A 15,188-nucleotide genomic window follows, 5' to 3' on the forward strand; every position below is an offset into this window, starting at 1 on the left:
TCGCCATCGCGAGCAGGCTCGCTCTCACATGGGGTTATGTATCTTTACGCCTGACGCCGCTGGCGGGCGAGGGTCATGGCGGTGTCTTCGATCATGTCTTCCTGACCGCCGACCATGCCGCGACGACCCATTTCCACGAGGATTTTCCGCGCCGACACGCCGTATTTCTTCTCGGCGCGTTTGGCGAACAGCAGGAACGAACCGTAGACCCCGGCATAGCCCATGGTCAGGGCATCGCGGTCGCTGCGGATCGGGAAGTCCATGATTGGCACCACCAGATCTTCGGCCACGTCCTGGATACCGAACACGCTGACACCGGTGTCGATGCCCATGCGGTCGCACACCGCCACCAGCACTTCCATCGGTGTGTTGCCGGCTCCGGCACCGAGGCCCGCGCAGGCGGCGTCGATCCGGTTGGCCCCCGCGGCAATCGCGGCGATGGAGTTGGAGACGCCCATCGACAGGTTGTGGTGGCCATGAAAACCGATTTCGGTTTCCGGCTTGAGCGCCGCGCGCATTGCCGCCACGCGGGCGCTGACGTCATGGGGCAACAGGTAGCCCGCCGAGTCGGTCAGGTAAATGCAGTTGGCGCCATAGCTTTCCATCAGCAAGCCTTGCTTGACCAGGCCTTCGGGGCTGTTCATGTGGGCCATCATCAGGAAGCCGACGGTGTCCATGCCCAGGCCTCGGGCGTGGGAGATGTGCTGTTCGCTGACATCGGCCTCGGTGCAATGGGTGGCGACGCGAATGGTGTTGACCCCCAGTTCATGGGCCATCTTCAGGTGATCGACGGTGCCGATACCCGGCAGCAGCAGGGCCGAAACCTTGGCCTTTTTCATCAACGGGATCACCGCCGACAGGTACTCCTCGTCGGTGTGGGCCGGGAAGCCATAGTTCACCGAGCTGCCGCCCAGGCCGTCCCCGTGGGTGACTTCGATCAGCGGCACACCGGCCGCGTCAAGGCCGCAGGCGATGTCTTTCATCTGTTGCAAGCTGATCTGGTGACGCTTGGGGTGCATGCCGTCGCGCAGGCACATGTCGTGAACGGTGATGCTTTTGCCGCGAAGATCCATGGTCGGCTCCTTATGCGTGGGCGGGGTGGGCGGTGGCGTGCAGCACAAGTTCGCCCTTGAGGATTTCCTCGGCGAACATCTCGGCGGTGCGCGCCGCGGCGGCGGTCATGATGTCGAGGTTGCCGGCGTATTTGGGCAAGTAGTCACCCAGGCCTTCGACCTCCATGAAGATCGACACCCGATTGCCGTCGAACACCGGGCCGTTGACCAGCTTGTAGCCGGGCACGTAGCGCTGCACTTGCTTGATCATCGCCTCGATGGCGGCGGTGATGGCCGGCTGGTCAGGTTCGCTGGCGGTCAGGCAATGCACGGTGTCGCGCATGATCAGCGGCGGCTCGGCCGGGTTGATGATGATGATCGCCTTGCCTTTCTTCGCACCGCCGACCTTTTCCACCGCGCTGGACGTGGTGCGGGTGAACTCGTCGATGTTTTTCCGGGTGCCGGGGCCAACCGATTTCGACGCGGCGGTGGCGATGATTTCGGCATAGTCCACCGGCTGCACACTGGACACGGCGGCCACCAGTGGAATGGTCGCCTGGCCACCGCAGGTCACCATGTTGACGTTCATCACGCCCAGGCCCAGTTGCGCCTTGAGGTTGACTGGCGGTACGCAATACGGGCCTATGGCCGCCGGGGTCAAGTCGATCATTAACACGCCCAGGGCATTGAGCTTGCGCGAGTTCTGCGCATGTACATACGCCGAGGTGGCGTCGAAGGCGATCTGGATCTGGTCTTCGAGGACATGGGGCAGCAAGCCGTCGACGCCATCGGCGGTGGTCTTCAGGCCCAGCTCGCGAGCCCGCGACAGGCCTTCGGAGGTGGCGTCGATACCGACCATCCACACGGGTTCCAGCACCTCGCTGCGCATCAATTTGTACAGCAGGTCGGTGCCGATGTTGCCCGGCCCGATCAGCGCGCATCTAATCTTTTTGCTCATGTTTTTTTGGCTCCTGAAGAGGGAAGGGCGATCAAGGGACAAAGCGCAGGCTGGTGTCGCCCAGCCCGCTCATGGACAGGCTGATGCTGTCACCGGCTACCACCGGCACCAGTGGCGCCAGGGCACCGGAGAGAATGATTTCGCCACGGCGGAACGGGATGCCCAGCTCGCCCAGGGTATTGGCCAGCCAGGCCACTGCGGCGCAGGGATGGCCTTGCACCGCCGAGCCCAGGCCGGAGCCTGCCGGCTGACCGTTTTTGTGCATTTGCATGTGCACGGCGGCCAGGTCCAGCGAGCGCGGATCGACCCGCTGGCTGCCGAGGGCGAACACGCCGCAGGAGGCGTTGTCGGCCACGGTGTCCTGGATGCGAATCTGCCAGTCGTCGATCCGCGAATCGACAATCTCGAAGCACGGTACGACCCATTGGCTGGCGGCCAGGACGTCCTCGGCGCTGATGCCCGGACCTTGCAAGTCTTCGCCGAGGATAAAGGCGATTTCACCTTCGGCCCGTGGCTGGATCAGGTTGTAGCGGGCCAGGCTGACATCGCTGCCATCTTCGACTTGCATCGCATGGGTGAGGAAGCCGAAGTCCGGTTGGTGGACATCGAGCATTTCCTGCACGGCGCGGCTGGTGACCCCGATTTTCTTGCCGACCACCCGCTCGCCGAGGGCTTCGCGGCGTTGCAGGAAGTGCAGGGAAATCCGGTAGGCCTGCTCCAGGGTGATCTGCGGATAGCGCCGGGTCAGGGGCGCCAGGGTCTGGCGGCTGCGCAAGGCGTTGAACAGTTCGTCACCGAGGGCGTTGATCAAATGGGCGTCCATGGCGAAGGCTCCTGAGGGTTGGGAGAAAGAAAAGGCCCGCCCCAACGTCAACAGGGGCGAGCCCAAAGGAGTCGGTCAGCCGGGCCAAACCGACGAGTCGGCGCCGCCGTCGACATCGATGATTTTGCCGGTTACCCAGGCTGAAGCGGGGCTGGCCAGGTAGAGTGCGGCAGCGGCGATGTCTTGCGGGGTGCCAAGGCATTTGAGAGGCGTATTGTTTTCCATCACCTCGCGCATGGCGGCGGGCATCACGCCGTTCAACGCCTCGGTCAGCGTCGGTCCGGGCGCAACGGCGTTGACGCGGATCTGCGGCGCAAAGTCCTGGGCCAGCAGGCGGGTCAAATGGCTGAGGGCAGCCTTGGCGGCGCCATAGGCGCTGAAATGGCGCTGGGCATAACGCGCCGCCACCGAACTGATATTGATGATGTTGCCGCCACCGGCCTCGCGCATCAGCGGTACGCACAATTGGCAGAAGGCGTAGCTGGTGGCGACGTTGAAGTTCAGCACCTGGGCGAACGCTTCGGGCGTCATCGCCAACGGATCGTTGGGCCCGCCACCACCGACGTTGTTCACCAGGTGAGTGATCCGACCCATTTGTTCCACGCTTTGACGCACCAGAGCCTGACGTTGCCCGGCATCGTTGACGTCACAGGCGATGGCCAAGGCGCGTCGGCCCAGGCCACGCACTTCTTCGGCCACTGCTTCTACCTCGTCCAGCGAACGCGCCGAACACACCACGTCGGCACCGGCTTCGGCAAACGCCAGGGCAATCGCCCGACCAATACCCCGGCCGCTGCCGGTGACAATGGCGACGCTGCCGTGCATTTCGAAACGCTGCAAAATACTCATGGCCCTTGCTCCGTGGGGTCGATTTTGGATGCGTTTACTATCGCTGCGGTGATCTGGTTGGGCATCGTCTCAATGGACTAGCGGGGGGCTGTGTGCATATCCGTTCCTGCGGTAACGGACTAGCGGGGGCCGTGTACATATCCGTTCCTGCGGTAACGGACTAGCGGGGGCCATGTACATATCCGTTCCTGCGGTAACGGCCACCTAGGGTTTCGCCCTTACGGCGAGTCACTTTTGGAAGAGCCCAAAAGTAACCAAAAGGCTCTTGCCCCACCACTTGGTGCCTCGCCTAGGCTCGGCATGCCCTCACTCCGGCATTGCTCCGTGGGTCGCCGCGATGGGCCATCCCTGGCCCAGCGCGGCTAAACCGGCGTCCTGCCGGTTTACCCACGGAGCAATGCCTGCGTTCGGCCATCGTGGTTTAACGGGGCGCCACGATCAAAATCAAAGCGAGGCGGCCTGACAGCCGACCTGATTTCAAGTGATCACGTTTCCCTGTAGGAGCGATGGACGTCAACGATATCGCGCCCTGTCTGGAGGATCGCGTTGTCTTGACGTTCATCGCGAGCAGGGCTCGCACCCACAGTTGGATCGTAGACAGGGCCAGTCATCAGGTCGGCTGTCAGGCCGCCTCGCTTTGCTTTCGCTTGTGATCTTCTTGCCCCCTCGAGAGGCCGAGTGGAGGTTCTGCGCAGTGGGCAACCCGGCATGGATGCCGGGTTAGCCGCCCCCGGCCATGGATGGCCGATGGCGGCGGGCCCACGGAGCAGGACCGGAGCGAGGGCACCCTGAGCCTAGGCGAAGGGCCGAACGAAAGGGGCAAGAGCCTTTGGTTACTTGGGGCTTTTCCAAGTGACCCGCTGTAAGAGCGGAACCATAAGTGGCCGTTACCGCAGGAATGGATATGTACCCGCTCAACCTAATACCCCACCCACACCACCCCTAGTCCGCTTTGACGATGAATGATTGTTCGCTCGATCCGATGATCCCTCTCAACTCGCGCAGTGGCGCAGTGAGATCGGGAGAATTGAGTGATGCACAGCATGCGTGAAAAGACCCAGGACGAACGTGATCTGCTGGAACGTGCACGGCGCCTGGTGCCCGCACTCAGGGCGCGCACGGCGCAGGCCGACAAGGACTTGAAGGTGCCGGTGGAGAGCGTCGTCGAGTTACAGGACGCCGGCTTGTTGCGGGCCTTGCAGCCTCGGGCGTTCGGTGGTTACGAAGTGGACCCGCGGACCTTTTTCGAAATCCAGACCATCCTCGCCGAGGGCTGTATGTCCACGGCCTGGATCTACGGCGTGATGGGGGTTCACCCCTGGCAATTGGCGCGTTACCCGATCGAAGCGCAGCGCGAAGTCTGGGCCGACGACCATGACGCGCTGATCTGTTCGACCTATATGCCGGCGGCGAAAGTCACGGTGGTCGAAGGTGGCTACCGGATTAGCGGGCGCTGGGGTTTCTCCAGTGGCAGTGAACATTGCCAATGGGTGTTCCTGGGCGGCATCCTGCCACCCGACGGCGAACTGGCCGCCGAGCACGGCACTTTCCTGCTGCCGCGCCGCGACTACCAGATCGAGCGCAACTGGGACGTGCTGGGCCTGCGCGGTACCGGTAGCCATGACATCGTGGTCGAGGATGTTTTCGTCCCGGCCCATCGCGTGCAACGCACCAACAACTGGACCCTCGAAGCGACGCCCGGGCGCCTGGTCAACACCAACCCGATCTACGCCATCCCCTTCGCCCAAGTGTTCTCCCGCGCCGTATCGACTTCGGCCATCGGCGCGTTGCAGGGTGCGATCAACGAGTTTCGCGACAACGCCGCCAACCACATCGGCAAGCATGGCGCGCGTACCGCGGATGATCCGGTGGCGCAAACCGCGGTTGCCGAAGCGATGATCACGGTCGACAGCTTGCGCCTGGTTCTGGAGCGCAACTACGAGCATCTGATGAGTCTGGCGCGTGCCGGGGAATACCCGGATACCGAGACTCGTCTGTTGTACCGCTACCAATCGGCCTACGTCACCAACATCTGTGCCGAGCGGGCCAACGACCTGCTGCGCAGCATGGCTGCCTCGGGTCTGTACAACACCAACCCGGTGGCGCGGCTGTTCCGCGATCTGCATCAGGCACGCGGACACATCGCCAACAACTACATGGCCTACGGGCGCAGCTACGGTGCGGTGATGCTCGGCCTGCCCAACCCGGACCCTTACGTCTGAGGCCATGGCGGCCGTTTCAAAACCCCTGGGTTTACACCTGTCCGTGATGCGCGGGCAGGTGGTCATGAGTACCTGAGCTATGAACAATTATCTGGCCCTGCGCGTGGCGCGAGTGATCGAGGAAACCGCTGATGCGCGATCCCTGGTCTTCGACGTGCCGGAGCATCTGTGCGAACGCTTCCACTATCAACCCGGGCAGTTCCTGACCCTGCGCGTGCCGTTCGAGGACGGCTGGCTGCCCCGTTGTTATTCATTGTCCAGCACGCCGATGCTGGATGAGCCGTTACGGGTCACGATCAAGCGCGTGCACGAGGGGCGCGCCTCGAACTGGCTGTGCAGCGAGTTGCAGGCCGGCCAGACCCTGGAGGTGCTGCCGCCGGCGGGCGTGTTTGTGCCGCGCAGCCTCGACGGCGACTTGCTGTTATTTGGCGGCGGCAGTGGCGTGACCCCGGTGCTGTCGATCCTGCGTTCGGCATTGCTCGCCGGCACCGGCCGTATCCTGCTGATCTACGCCAACCGTGATGAGCAGTCGGTGATTTTCAAGGATCAGCTCAAGGCCCTGGCCGGTGCTCACCCGCAACGCCTGCAAATCATCCATTGGCTTGATTCGGTGCAGGGCATCCCCAGCGTTGGACAACTGGCTGAAATGGCGCGGCCATTCATCGATGCCCAGGCGTTCATTTGTGGTCCTGGCCCCTTCATGGACGCGAGCGTGAGCGCGCTCAAGAGTCTGGGCATGCCGGATCGCCGGGTGCATGTCGAGCGTTTCGTCTCGCTGCCCGGCGAAGGCGAATTGCCGTTGGTGACCAGCAGCGAGGCGGCGGTGGCCGCGCAGTTGTCAGTGCGCCTGGACGGCGAAGACTTCCAATTGTCCTGCGACAGCGGCGAAACCGTACTGGCCGCCATGGAGCGTGCCGGCCTCAACCCGCCCAGCGCCTGTCGTGTCGGTGGCTGCGCTTCGTGCATGTGCACGCTGGAAAGCGGTGACGTCGAGTTGTTGCACAACGACGCACTGGACGCAGGCGAACTGGCCGAAGGCTGGATCCTGGCCTGTCAGGCAGTCCCCACCAGCGCGCAACTGCGTATCCGCTTCCCCGAATGATGCCTTCAACAATGCCAAGCGCGAGCCCACGATGAATCAGAGCCTGAACCTTGCCGCGCCCCTGAGCGCGGCCCCTGTCACCCTGGCCCAGTTGGTCTTCAGCAGTGCCGAGCGTTTTGCCGGGCGCACGGCCATCGAGGACAACGGCCAGTGCATCGACTTCGCACAGCTGCCCGAGCGCGTCATGGGCTTTACCCGCGGCCTGATGGCCCTGGGGATCCAGGCCGGTGACCGGGTTGGCATCTGGGCGCCGAACAGTGCCGAGTGGATACTTGCCGCGCTGGGCATCCAGTGTGCCGGTGCGGTGCTGGTGCCGATCAACACGCGAATGAAAGGCCTTGAAGCCGCCGATGTGCTGGAACGTAGCGGCTGCCGGTTGTTGTTTGTCCCGCAGCGTTTTCTCGATGTCGACTACCCGGCATTGCTCGCGCCTCATCGGCCGGCCAGCCTCGAACACCTGGTCATGCTCGATGGCGACACGTCCGGGCTGGCTTCGGATTTGACCCTTGCACAGTTCCTGCGCGGCGCGGCGACCATCGAGGCCGACAGCGCCAGGCACCGTGCCTTGGCGGTCGGCCCCGAAGCGATGTGCGACCTGCTGTTCACCTCCGGCACCACCGGCAAACCCAAGGGCGTGATGAGCGGCCATGGGCAAAACCTGCGAGCCTTCACCGAGTACGTCAGGGTCATTGGCCTAGTGCCGGGCGACCGTTACCTCATCGTCAACCCGTTTTTTCATGCCTTCGGTTACAAGGCTGGCTGGCTGACCTGCCTGATCGGCGGGGCGACCATCCTGCCCCACGCAGTATTTGACGCCGAACAAGTGTTCCAGCGTATCGCCCGCGAGCGCATCAGTGTCCTGCCCGGTGCGCCGACCCTGTACCTGTCGCTGCTGGCCCATCCACGGCTTCAGCAGACCGACCTGTCGAGCCTGCGCATCGCGGTGACCGGTTCGGCGAGCATTCCACCCAGCCTGATCGAGCGCATGCGCAACGAGTTGGGGTTTGCCGTGGTGACTACCGCCTACGGCCTGACCGAGTGCGGCGGACTCGCGACGATCTGCGATCCGCAAGACTCGGCGCAAGTGATCGCCGGCACCAGCGGGCAGCCGATCGCCGGCACCGAAGTAAGCATCCGCGATCCGCAAAACCAAGTGCTGGACGCAGGGCAGACGGGTGAAATCTGTCTGCGTGGGTTTCACATCATGCAGGGCTATTTCCAGAACCCCGAAGCGACCCGCGAGGCCATCGACGCCGAAGGCTGGCTGCACACCGGCGATGTCGGGCGGCTGGACGCGGCGGGCAACCTGATCATCACCGACCGGCTGAAAGACATGTTCATCGTCGGTGGATTCAACTGCTACCCGGCGGAAATCGAAGCGGCGCTGATCCGCCATCCGGCGATTGCCCAGGTGGCGGTGATCGGCATCGCCGATGAGCGCATGGGCGAGGTCGGCTGTGCCTGTGTGGTGCTGCGCGAAGGCAGTGAACTCGACGAGGCGCAACTGATCGCCTGGAGCCGCGAGCAGATGGCCAATTACAAGGTGCCGCGCCGAGTGCGATTTTTCAGCGCGTTGCCACTCAACCCGTCGAGCAAGGTGGCGAAGAACGAACTGCGCGCGGTGGTTGCCAACCACGCTCCGGCATGAGCAGCGCGCATCTCGCCAAACGGACGATGTGCACCACAGCGGTTTTTTTCATGCTGTGGCGGCATAAACAAAAACAACAAAAAAGGAGAGGAGCATGTTTACTCGAAACCTGATTGCGCGCCGTCCGGGGAACCCGATCGAGGGTCGCTGCCTGTTGGCAACGGCCGTCACTTTCGTCAGTGTCGCGGCCAGCGCTGCGCCGACAATCGAATTGGGGGAAGACACCTCCCTGGAATCGTCGCTGACGGTCAACTACACCGCCTCCATGCGTACCGCCAAGCAGGCCAGTCAATACCTCAACGACCCGAACAACGACGATGGCACGCGCAACTTCAAGCGCGGTTCGTTGATCAACAATCGCCTGAGCCTGTTCGGCGAATTACGACTCAGGCACGACAACCTCGGCGCGGTGTTGCGCGGCAGTCAGTTCTACGACGATGTCTACAACCAGAAAAACGCCAACGACTCGCCGCAGACGGTGAACAAGACCGGCCACAACGACGGTTTCAGCGACGAAACCCGGCGCCTCAGTGGCAGCACCGCGCGACTGCTCGATGCGTACGTGTATGGCAACTTTGAACTTGGCGAAACCCAATACCTGTCGCTCAAGGCCGGACGGCATCTGGTGGCCTGGGGCGAGAGCCTGTTCTGGGCCAACATCAGCCAGGGCCAGGCCCCGGTGGATGCCACCAAGTTCAACGTCCCGGGCACCGAGGCCAAGGACTCGTACCTGCCGGTGGGGCAGGTGTCCGGGTCGTGGTCGCTCAATGAAGACCTGGCGCTGGTGGGCTACTACCAATACGAGTGGGAAAAAACCCAGCTCAACCCGGTGGGCGACTACTTTGGCAGCGATACCTTCGGTCCCGGTGCCGAGTTTTTCCGACTGGGTGCCGGTCAGGTCGACCGTTTGCCCAACGGCCTGGCGGTCGGTTATGCCGGTGAAAAAGACGCCAGCGACAGCGGCCAATGGGGCCTGGGCGTGCGTTACCGGATCACCGAGAACACCGAAGTGGGGCTGTTCCATTACCGCTATAACGAGCGCGTCGGTTCGTTGTTCTTCGACTTCACCGGAACCACGCAATACTCGTCGCTCAAGGGCATCGGTCATGACGGCACTGCACCGTCCTATCGTCTGGGCTACTTCGAAGACGTCAAGTTGACCGGGATCAGCTTCAGCTCCAAGGTCGGCGACTCGGTGCAGTACGCCGGTGACCTGAGCTATCGCGATGGTGCCTCGGTGTACCTGAACAACGGCGCGCCGACTACCGGCCAGATCTGGCAAGGCAACCTCAACGCTTCGTACATCCTTGGCCCGAGCCTGCTCGCCCAGCAGACCACCTTCATGGGCGAAGTCGTGCATCAGCACATCGACGGTGTGGACAGCCTGACCATCACCGGCGGCGGCGCTGGCGTGGATGGCACGTTCGACCAGTTCGAGTCGAAAACCCAGACCCGAGGGTCGAGCCTGCTCGGCGTTGGTGTCTACATGGATTACCCGTCCATCGCCAACGGCCTGGATCTGAGCACCAAGTTGGTCTGGACGCAGAACATCGACGGCAGCGCCTACCAGGGCCTGGGCCGCGACGAGAAACGCGTGACCGTGGGTGGAGACTTCAAGTACCTGGGCAACTTCCAGGTCGGCATGACCTATATCGCCTACCTGAGCTCGCCGGATGTCGCTCAGGGCCGCTTGCTGGCCGACCGCGATTACCTGTCGCTCAACGCCAAATACACCTTTTGATGATCAACGCTGCGTCGCGATGTGGCGACGCCGCCCTTCATTTGTAGCCTGATAACAATAAAGAGAGGCCTGTCATGAATCCTCGTCCAACCCCGTCAGCGTTCAGCGCTATTGCGATTGGCCCACTGACCCTGAAAAACCGTTTTATCAAGGCCGCGACCAACGAGGGCATGAGTGCCGGGGGAGTGCCTTCCAAACAGCTGGTCAAGCTGCACTCGGCCCTGGTCGCGGGCGGTACTGCGCTGACCACCGTGGCCTATTGCGCGGTGAGCAGCGATGGCCGCACTTTGCCCAATCAATTGATCCTCGCGCCATCCAGCGTGCCGCATTTTAAGGCGCTGACCGACGCCGTGCACGCGTCTGGTGGCCTGGCCAGCGCGCAAATCACTCACGGTGGCTGCTTTACTTTTATTCGCGAGCGTTCGACCAAGCGTCCGCTGTCGGCCAGTGGCGGCTTTAACAAGATCGGATTGATGAGCGGCATGTTCCTCAAGCAGGCGATGAACGAAGCCGACATGCAACAAGTAGTGCGCGATTTCGCCCAAGGCGCGCGCCTGGCACGCCAGGCGGGTTTCGATGCGGTGGAAATCCACATGGGCCACGGCTACTTGCTGAGCCAGTTCATTTCGCCGATGTACAACAAGCGCCGCGACCAGTACGGCGGCAGCCTGGAAAACCGCCTGCGCTTTCCGCGCCGGGTGCTGCGCGCGGTACTCGATGCAGTCGGCACGGAAATGGCGGTGATCTGCAAGTACAGCATCACCGAAGGCGTGCGCGCCGGTAACAGCGCCGAAGACGGCGCACAGATCGCCCGCATGCTGGAAGAAGAGGGCGCACACCTGCTGGTACTCAGCGCCGGGATGAACGCCGAATCGATCACCACCATGTTCGGTTCTTCGTTCCCCAAGGAAAACCGCGTGCAGCAGAAGAACAAGATCATTGCCCTGGCGATGGCTATCCAGCGTCGCAAAGAGCCGACCGTGGAGTTTCGTGAGCTGTATTTGCTGGAGCATGCGCGCAAGGTGCGGGCGGCAGTGACGATGCCGCTGGCATATTTGGGCGGTGCCAAGAGCCTGGCGAGTATCGAAAAGATCATGGCCGAGGGCTTTGACCTGGTCGCCATGGGTCGGGTGTTGCTGGCCGAAAACGACTACGTCAATAAACTCGCCAGCGGCGCCAGTCGCGATTCGATCTGCACCGCCTGCAACCGCTGTGTGGCGATGATGTACACCCCCGGCGGCACCTCCTGCGTATTGGGCCAGCCCGGCGATGCCGTGTTGAACAGCCAGAAGGCGGCAGATCGCTAACCCCCCTCAAAACACACCGCTCCCACAGGAGGAGCGGTGTTTGGAGGTCAGCCGTGCTGCAGGAACTCGATGCAGCTGCGGTTGAACAGTTCGCGGTGTTCCACCTGGACCCAATGGCCGCAGCGGTTGAGGACGATAAAGCGGGCATTCGGCGCGCCGTCGATGATGCGCTGGGCGCCGCTGATCGGGTTGAAGTGATCGTTGTTTCCCCAGAAACCGAGGATCGGGCACTGGATCTCACCCAGGCGTGCTTCCATGTTCTGCACCATCATCGTGCTGAACAGATTTTTCGGCTGGGTGACGGCCACCGCCACGCGCTCTTGCAGCAGGCTTTCCGGCAGGATCGACGCATCGAACAACTGCAGGCTCATCATGCTGCGCATCTCCTCCATACCGATGGGCCCGGCGCTGAACAGGCTAACCATGCGCACGATGCCTTCCATCTTGAAGTAGGTTTCCCGCTCCTCGACACCGCCCGGTGCCAGCAGGATCAGGCTCTGCGGCAGTTGCGGCAAGCGCAAGGCCAGACCGAGGGCAATCGCGCCGCCCAGCGAGTTGCCCAGCAGCGTGCAACGCCGCACACCGATAGCCTCGAGGAATGCTGCCACGCAGTCGACGAAGAAATCCAGGTTGTACTGCACGTCCTCGGGTTTGTCCGAGCGGCCGAAACCCGGCAGGTCGAGCACGATGTTGCGATAGCCCGCGGCGACCAGTTGTGGGTAGTTGCCCTTGAAATTGCTGAAACCACTGGCGCCCGGCCCGCTGCCGTGCAGCCACAGCACCACGGGGCCTGCGCCCTCATCCAGATAGTGCAGGCGCAGGCCGTTTGGCAGGCTTGCGTAATGGCCGACGGGCAGGGGCAGATCTACGGGTTGATTCATGGGGTTCTCCATTGACGGCGGATTCATGAAGCACAGCCACGCCAGGCGCTGCAGCAGATTGAAGGGGACTCAGCACCTGGCGTGGTGCGCGCCTTGCGAATGCTGGGCTCTGATCGGGTTATTCACATCGTCCGTTCAGACCACGCGGCGATAGTCCCATCGGACGATGTGTAGCCAAGTGCTTGCCGCTAATCATGCAGGGGATGGCGCCACTGCAAGGGCAGCGGGCCGCAGCGTATGTGCACATTTGGAGATTGCTATGAAGTTACTCAACAAAGTGGCCTTTGTGACTGGCGCCGGGCAGGGCATGGGCCAGGCCATCGTGCGTGGTTTTGTCGCCGAAGGCGCCAAGGTGGTGGCGGTCGACCTGAATCAGACGACCCTGGCCGAGAGCCTGGCAGACCTGGGCGACAAGGTCCTGGCCCTGGCCTGCAATGTCGGTGACGGTGCTTCCGTGGCCGATGCCATGGGCCAGGCCGAGCAACACTTCGGTGGCCTCGACATCCTGGTCAACAACGCTGGCGTGGGCGGGCTGGACAGTTTCCTCGACACCCCGGACGAGAGCTGGGCGCGTGTGATCGGCGTGAACCTGGGCGGCACCTTCCTGTGCTGCCGTGAGGGCGCAAAACTGATGGTCAAGGGTGGCCGCAAAGGCGCGATCATCAACCTCTCCAGCACCGCCGCGCTGACCGGTGAAGGCCCCAGCCACTACTGCGCCTCGAAAGCCGGGGTGATGGGCCTGACCCGTTCGATCGCCCGAGAACTGGCAGCCAGCGGTATCCGCGTCAACACCCTGGTGCCTGGGCCGACCAACACGCCGATGATGGCCGGTATCCCTGATGAATACATGCAGGCACTGCTGAAAAACGTGCCCCTGGGTCGCATGTGCGAGACCGACGAAATCGCCAAGGTTGCGGTGTTCCTCGCCAGCGAAGACGCCAGTTTCATGACCGGGCAGAACATCGCCGTCAACGGCGGCATGGCTTTTATCTGATCAGGGAGTCACCCATGAGCAAGCGTTTACAAGGAAAAATCGCCTTCGTCACTGGCGCCGGTTCAGGCATCGGTGAAGCCACCGCACTGCGCTTCGCCGAGGAAGGCGCCACGGTGGTGCTGTGCGGGCGCCGCATAGAACCGCTGCAAGGCGTGCAGGAAAAAATCCATGCCCAGGGCGGGCAAGCCGAAATCGCCGTGGCCGATGTCAGCGACGAACAGGCTTACGTCGGCGCGCTTCAAGCCACTGCGCAACGCCACGGTCGCCTGGATATTCTGGTCAACAACGCGATGGCCTACACCTGGGGCGGCATCGACACCATGACCACCGCCGACTGGCACGCCAACTTCGCCACCACCGTCGACGGCACCTTCTGGGGCACCCGCACCGCGATGCAGTTGATGAAAGCGCAAGGCGGCGGTTCGATCGTCAACATCGCTTCGATCTGTGGCTTGTTCGGCACGTCATGGATGGCCGGTTACTCGGCGGCGAAGGCGGCGGTGATCAACTTCAGCCGTGCGGCAGCCAGCGAAGGCGCCCCCGACAATATTCGTTGCAACGTGATCATCCCGGGCGTGGTCGACACCCCGGCCACAGCCGGCATGCTGGGGGACGCCAAGACCCGCAGCAACACTGAAAAAGTGATTCCGATGAAACGCGTAGGCCTGCCGGTGGAACTGGCCAACGCCATCCTGTTCCTGGCCAGCGACGAGGCTTCCTATGTTACCGGTGCCAGCCTGGCGGTGGACGGTGGGCGAGGTTCGGACCTGTATACGGTGCTCGACTGATGGGCCTGGAATCCGTCGCGCTGCTTGAGCGCATCGACCGCCTCGAGTCGCTGGACGCGATCCGTCAACTGGCCGGCAAGTATGCCTTGGCGCTGGACATGCGTGACATGGATGCCATGGCCAATTGCTTTGCCCCGGACGTGCGCGTGGGCCGCGACAAGAGCGGTCGCGCGCACCTCAAGGCGTGGCTGGACGAAACCATGCGCAAGCAGTTCCACGGCACGTCGCATCATCTGGGGCAACACATCATCGAGTTCAGCGATGCCGATCACGCTACCGGCGTGGTCTATTCGAAGAATGAACATGAGACGGGTCCCGAGTGGGTGATCATGCAGATGCTGTATTGGGACGACTACGAGCGGATCGACGGGCGCTGGTGCTTCCGTCGTCGCTTGCCGTGCTACTGGTACGCGACCGACCTGAACAAACCACCGATCGGCGGCTTGAAAATGCGCTGGCCAGGGCGAGAGCCCTACGCTGGCACCTTCCACGAACTGTTTCCGTCCTGGGATGCCTTCTGGGCGCAACGTCCGGACAAGGACGCCTTGCCGCAGATCGCTGAACCGGCACCACTGGAAGGTTTCCTAAAAAACCTGCGCCGAGGGGCGGACGACCCGAAGATTCGCGTGCGCTGAACATGGCCGTGCGCGGCTAACCTGCGAGCTCATAATATGGAGTCGACCCTGATCCCTGTAGGAGCTGGCTTGCCAGCGATGGCGTCCGTTCAGCCGATAAATATGTTGACTGATCGGCCGCTATCGCTGGCAAGCCAGCTCCTACAGGTGATCGGTGCATGGCGTTGGCTTTTCACCTGGCGCCAGGC

The 15,188-nt window shown here is 62.8% G+C and carries 13 protein-coding genes; 8 read left to right on the plus strand and 5 right to left on the minus strand.

Annotated features, from left to right (window positions below; genetic code table 11):
* Positions 1-44: 44 nt before the first annotated feature.
* The 4 genes from dmpG to ABVN21_RS05510 form a co-directional block, all read right to left on the minus strand.
* The gene (dmpG, locus tag ABVN21_RS05495; RefSeq protein WP_339552999.1) at positions 45-1,073 is read right to left on the minus strand and encodes a 4-hydroxy-2-oxovalerate aldolase; all 1,029 of its coding nucleotides are present in this window, start codon (positions 1,071-1,073) and stop codon (positions 45-47) included.
* A gap of 10 nt (positions 1,074-1,083) precedes the next feature.
* On the minus strand, positions 1,084-2,010 hold the full coding sequence (locus tag ABVN21_RS05500) for an acetaldehyde dehydrogenase (acetylating) (protein ID WP_339553000.1): 927 nt from the start codon (positions 2,008-2,010) through the stop codon (positions 1,084-1,086).
* Between the two features lie 31 nt (positions 2,011-2,041).
* A complete protein-coding gene (locus ABVN21_RS05505; protein WP_339553001.1) occupies positions 2,042-2,833 on the minus strand; it encodes a fumarylacetoacetate hydrolase family protein in 792 nt (263 codons plus the stop codon).
* A gap of 75 nt (positions 2,834-2,908) precedes the next feature.
* Entirely contained in the window at positions 2,909-3,682 is a 774-nt protein-coding gene (locus ABVN21_RS05510) for a glucose 1-dehydrogenase (RefSeq protein ID WP_339553002.1), read from the minus strand.
* A gap of 1,034 nt (positions 3,683-4,716) precedes the next feature.
* On the opposite strand from ABVN21_RS05510, the gene ABVN21_RS05515 reads away from it, so the two are divergent.
* The 5 genes from ABVN21_RS05515 to ABVN21_RS05535 all read left to right on the plus strand — a co-directional run bounded on the left by ABVN21_RS05515 (position 4,717) and on the right by ABVN21_RS05535 (position 11,702).
* Complete coding sequence (locus tag ABVN21_RS05515; RefSeq protein WP_339553003.1) at positions 4,717-5,904, plus strand: acyl-CoA dehydrogenase family protein; 1,188 nt, start codon at positions 4,717-4,719, stop codon at positions 5,902-5,904.
* 79 nt (positions 5,905-5,983) lie between these two features.
* Positions 5,984-7,006, plus strand: a complete 1,023-nt coding sequence (locus ABVN21_RS05520) for a ferredoxin--NADP reductase (protein WP_339553004.1) — start codon at positions 5,984-5,986, stop codon at positions 7,004-7,006.
* 31 nt (positions 7,007-7,037) lie between these two features.
* Positions 7,038-8,654, plus strand: a complete 1,617-nt coding sequence (locus ABVN21_RS05525; protein WP_339553005.1) for a FadD3 family acyl-CoA ligase — start codon at positions 7,038-7,040, stop codon at positions 8,652-8,654.
* A 94-nt stretch (positions 8,655-8,748) separates the two neighbouring features.
* Positions 8,749-10,395, plus strand: a complete 1,647-nt coding sequence (locus ABVN21_RS05530) for a DUF1302 family protein (protein ID WP_339553006.1) — start codon at positions 8,749-8,751, stop codon at positions 10,393-10,395.
* A 74-nt stretch (positions 10,396-10,469) separates the two neighbouring features.
* Complete coding sequence (locus ABVN21_RS05535) at positions 10,470-11,702, plus strand: NADH:flavin oxidoreductase (protein ID WP_339553007.1); 1,233 nt, start codon at positions 10,470-10,472, stop codon at positions 11,700-11,702.
* Between the two features lie 47 nt (positions 11,703-11,749).
* Here ABVN21_RS05535 and ABVN21_RS05540 read toward each other — a convergent pair whose 3' ends face one another.
* The gene (locus ABVN21_RS05540; protein WP_339553008.1) at positions 11,750-12,583 is read right to left on the minus strand and encodes an alpha/beta hydrolase; all 834 of its coding nucleotides are present in this window, start codon (positions 12,581-12,583) and stop codon (positions 11,750-11,752) included.
* 259 nt (positions 12,584-12,842) lie between these two features.
* Between ABVN21_RS05540 and ABVN21_RS05545 the strand changes: the two genes are divergently transcribed.
* The 3 genes from ABVN21_RS05545 to ABVN21_RS05555 are packed head-to-tail and all read left to right on the plus strand — an operon-like array spanning position 12,843 to position 15,000.
* Positions 12,843-13,577, plus strand: coding sequence for a 3-oxoacyl-ACP reductase family protein (locus tag ABVN21_RS05545; RefSeq protein ID WP_339553009.1), 735 nt, complete (start codon positions 12,843-12,845; stop codon positions 13,575-13,577).
* 14 nt (positions 13,578-13,591) lie between these two features.
* A complete protein-coding gene (locus ABVN21_RS05550; protein WP_339553010.1) occupies positions 13,592-14,365 on the plus strand; it encodes an SDR family NAD(P)-dependent oxidoreductase in 774 nt (257 codons plus the stop codon).
* Between the two features lie 5 nt (positions 14,366-14,370).
* Positions 14,371-15,000: a nuclear transport factor 2 family protein gene (locus ABVN21_RS05555; protein ID WP_339553124.1), complete on the plus strand. Its 630-nt coding sequence runs from the start codon at positions 14,371-14,373 to the stop codon at positions 14,998-15,000.
* The last annotated feature ends 188 nt before the right edge of the window (positions 15,001-15,188 follow it).

It is taken from the genome of Pseudomonas sp. MYb327 (assembly GCF_040438925.1).
In the GTDB taxonomy this organism is placed as follows: domain Bacteria; phylum Pseudomonadota; class Gammaproteobacteria; order Pseudomonadales; family Pseudomonadaceae; genus Aquipseudomonas.

Excerpts from the sequence above, each read along its gene's own strand:
- dmpG (WP_339552999.1), bottom strand. The coding sequence starts at position 1,073 with ATGGATCTTCGCGGCAAAAGCATCACCGTTCACGACATGTGCCTGCGC.
- ABVN21_RS05500 (WP_339553000.1), bottom strand. The coding sequence starts at position 2,010 with ATGAGCAAAAAGATTAGATGCGCGCTGATCGGGCCGGGCAACATCGGC.
- ABVN21_RS05505 (WP_339553001.1), bottom strand. The coding sequence starts at position 2,833 with ATGGACGCCCATTTGATCAACGCCCTCGGTGACGAACTGTTCAACGCC.
- ABVN21_RS05510 (WP_339553002.1), bottom strand. The coding sequence starts at position 3,682 with ATGAGTATTTTGCAGCGTTTCGAAATGCACGGCAGCGTCGCCATTGTC.
- ABVN21_RS05515 (WP_339553003.1), top strand. The coding sequence starts at position 4,717 with ATGCACAGCATGCGTGAAAAGACCCAGGACGAACGTGATCTGCTGGAA.
- ABVN21_RS05520 (WP_339553004.1), top strand. The coding sequence starts at position 5,984 with ATGAACAATTATCTGGCCCTGCGCGTGGCGCGAGTGATCGAGGAAACC.
- ABVN21_RS05525 (WP_339553005.1), top strand. The coding sequence starts at position 7,038 with ATGAATCAGAGCCTGAACCTTGCCGCGCCCCTGAGCGCGGCCCCTGTC.
- ABVN21_RS05530 (WP_339553006.1), top strand. The coding sequence starts at position 8,749 with ATGTTTACTCGAAACCTGATTGCGCGCCGTCCGGGGAACCCGATCGAG.
- ABVN21_RS05535 (WP_339553007.1), top strand. The coding sequence starts at position 10,470 with ATGAATCCTCGTCCAACCCCGTCAGCGTTCAGCGCTATTGCGATTGGC.
- ABVN21_RS05540 (WP_339553008.1), bottom strand. The coding sequence starts at position 12,583 with ATGAATCAACCCGTAGATCTGCCCCTGCCCGTCGGCCATTACGCAAGC.
- ABVN21_RS05545 (WP_339553009.1), top strand. The coding sequence starts at position 12,843 with ATGAAGTTACTCAACAAAGTGGCCTTTGTGACTGGCGCCGGGCAGGGC.
- ABVN21_RS05550 (WP_339553010.1), top strand. The coding sequence starts at position 13,592 with ATGAGCAAGCGTTTACAAGGAAAAATCGCCTTCGTCACTGGCGCCGGT.